Below are 2,977 nucleotides of genomic sequence, written 5' to 3'. Positions count from 1 at the left end.
TTGTCATAATCTCTTCCCAACCCATTAAAATTTTATTATGCTTTTTGAGCATTGGAATTAATTGCATCGTGAAATAGGTTTGTAATTCATGGTTGTTTGCCAAATTATGTTTCTTTTTGAATTCCTGAATTTTAGGATTTGAGTCCCAGTCTTTACCTTCATTTTCATCACCCCCTATGTGAAAAAATTTACCAGGAAAGAGCGGACAGATTTCATCAAAAAATTCACTTAATAATTGATACGTTTTTGGATTTGAAGGATCTAATGTAGGAGAAAAAACCCCCGCATTTCTTTCCAAACTATAGGATTGTATTTGCGTAAATTCTTGTCCTTTTTCACCTGAATTTAAATGCAAATTCACCACTTTACTTCCTATTTCTGGATAGGCAGTCAATATAGCCGACCCATGCCCAGGTACATCTAGTTCAGGAACCACCAAAATCCCTCTATCTGCAGCATATTTTACAACACTTTTAATTTCTTCTTGGGTATAATAATTTCCATCTGATGCCATTTGAATTAGTTTCGGATGTTTTTTCATTTCGATTCTCCAACCTTGATCATCTACTAAATGCCAATGAAAAACATTCATCTTTACTGCTGCCATTCCATCCAAATTCCGTTTTATAACATCAACTGGCATAAAATGTCTTGCTCCATCAATCATTAAACCTCTCCAAGTAAATCTTGGGAAATCTGAAATTTTAGAAAGCGGAAAATAAAAGGATTTGCTATTATTTTGCAACAGTTGTAATAAGGTTTCCAGTGCATGCAAAGCTCCTACATCTGTAGTTGCATTTATGGTAATTTTATTGGTAGTTATATCCAATAAGTAACTTTCATCTTCATACAATTCAATTTTTCCGGCTCGAACACAATTGATTTGTAATTCGGCATCAGGAACTTCATTTAAACCAGTTATAAAGCCTTGATTAAAAAACACACCTGTTCTTCCGTCCAATCGTCTTAAAAAATTAGAGGCACCAATGAATATTCTAGAATTTGGAGCTCCAGTAATATTCACTTTAAAGTTTTTTGTCAAAGGAAAACTACCCTCTGAAAGCGAAATGTTTTGAGGCCACGGCATAATATTTAATTGCTCTTTACTAATTTGAGCTGATGAAATAATAGAGGCAAATAAAAAAATTATGATGTATTTCATTTTATAAAGAAACTATATTAAAAATATGAATTGCAAAAAAAAGTATTGTAAAACAAGCGCTAAACTCAAGAATTTATACTCCATACAAAAACTTAGAGCCTAGCAACTTTAGTAAACACTCAAAACAAAAAATAGTATTTAGTACTCAAAACGTTTAAAAGCTTCAATCGCTTCATACTCGGCAAGTCCTAATTTATCGTATAACTTTGCCGTATTTTTATTTCGATCCTCGGCTCTAACCCAAAACTCTCTCGAATCGTTTCCTTGGAACATTACCCTGTCTTTTTGGGACTGGTGGTATAAAATTGCCTGTCTTTTCAACATTACTTCGTCCGGACTCAATGGAACAGCCATGTCAATTTCGTGAATATCCCACTCGTGCCAAGCACCTCTATACAACCACAACCAACAATCGTTCATGAATGGTTTTGATTTCAATGCCTTCATGGCCGCAAAAATGGCATTCAAACATACTTCGTGTGTACCATGTGGATCAGCCAGATCTCCTGCTGCAAATACTTGATGCGGCTTGATTCTCTCGATAATTTCTTTCACAATGGCAATATCTTCCGGTCCCAATGGATTTTTTTGAACCATACCCGTTTCATAGAACGGCATATCCAAAAAATGGGTGTTTTCGTCTTTCAAACCGATGTATCTCGTTGCCGCATAAGACTCACGTCTTCTGATCAATCCTTTTAATTTACGCACTTCGGCAGAATCGCTTTGTCCCAGTGGTTTAGAATTAATGGAATCAATTACCGCTTGGAAATCAATTCCCGATTTATTTCCTTCTGTAAAATCATTGCACACTTCGGCAAACTTCAATGCCTCATCATCAGTAACCGCAATGTTTCCTGAGGTCTGATACACCACGTGCACATCATGTCCCTGTTTGATTAATTTGGCAAATGTTCCTCCCATCGAAATAACGTCGTCATCCGGATGCGGACTGAACAAAATCACTCTTTTCTTGGCAGGATTTGCTCTTTCCGGTCTGTGAGAATCATCCGTATTGGGTTTTCCTCCCGGCCATCCCGTAATGGTATGCTGCAATACATTGAACATATTGATGTTCAAATCATATGATGAACTTCCGGCTGCCAATAAATCGGACATTCCGTTGTTGTTATAATCTCTGTCAGTCAATTTAAGAATCGATTGATTGGTATGTTGACAAAGCCAAACAATTGCCTTGTTTTTCAAATGTTCTGTCCAGATGCATTCTCCCACCAACCAAGGTGTTTCCAATCTGGTCAATTCAGAAGCGGCACCTTCATCCAATACAAAAGTTGTGTTGTTGTGATTCTGCAAAAAAGTAGCAGGAACTTCAGAACTGATTTCACCTTGAATGGTTCTCTTGATAATGGAAGCTTTATTTTGTCCCCAAGCCATTAACACAATTCTTTTGGAACGTAGGATTGTCGAAACTCCCATTGTGATTGCTTTTTTGGGAACATTCCCAATTCCGTTGAAATCACCCGAAGCATCCACTTTGGTGATATGGTCCAAAGTGATAATTCTGGTTCCCGAATTGATGTGTGAACCCGGCTCATTAAAACCAACGTGACCCGTACGGCCTATTCCCAACAATTGAAAATCCAGTCCTCCCGCATTTTTAATATTCATCTCATAATCAACACAAAACTGGTTCAGATCCTCCAAAGCAACGGTTCCGTCCGGAATATTTATATTTTCGGGTTTAATGTCAACATGGTTAAAAAGATGCTGGTGCATGAAGTAATGGTAACTTTGGTTGCTTTCCTTTGGCATAGGATAGTATTCATCCAGGTTGAAAGTCACAACATTGTCAAA

The 2,977-nt window shown here is 37.1% G+C and carries 2 protein-coding genes; both read right to left on the bottom strand.

Going from position 1 to position 2,977, the window contains the following annotated elements; all coding sequences use genetic code 11:
* The coding region (locus VFS71_RS08415; protein WP_326400528.1) for a beta-N-acetylhexosaminidase at window positions 1-1,162 on the bottom strand (1,162 nt) is incomplete at its 3' end.
* A 138-nt stretch (window positions 1,163-1,300) separates the two neighbouring features.
* Window positions 1,301-2,977 (bottom strand): glucosamine-6-phosphate deaminase (locus VFS71_RS08410; RefSeq protein ID WP_326400526.1); only part of this gene is annotated, 1,677 nt, incomplete at its 5' end.

It is taken from the genome of Flavobacterium sp., from assembly GCF_035760125.1.
Lineage (GTDB): Bacteria > Bacteroidota > Bacteroidia > Flavobacteriales > Flavobacteriaceae > Flavobacterium.
Note: the sequence above shows the minus strand (reverse complement) of the source record. Positions and strands in the feature narration are given on the sequence as shown.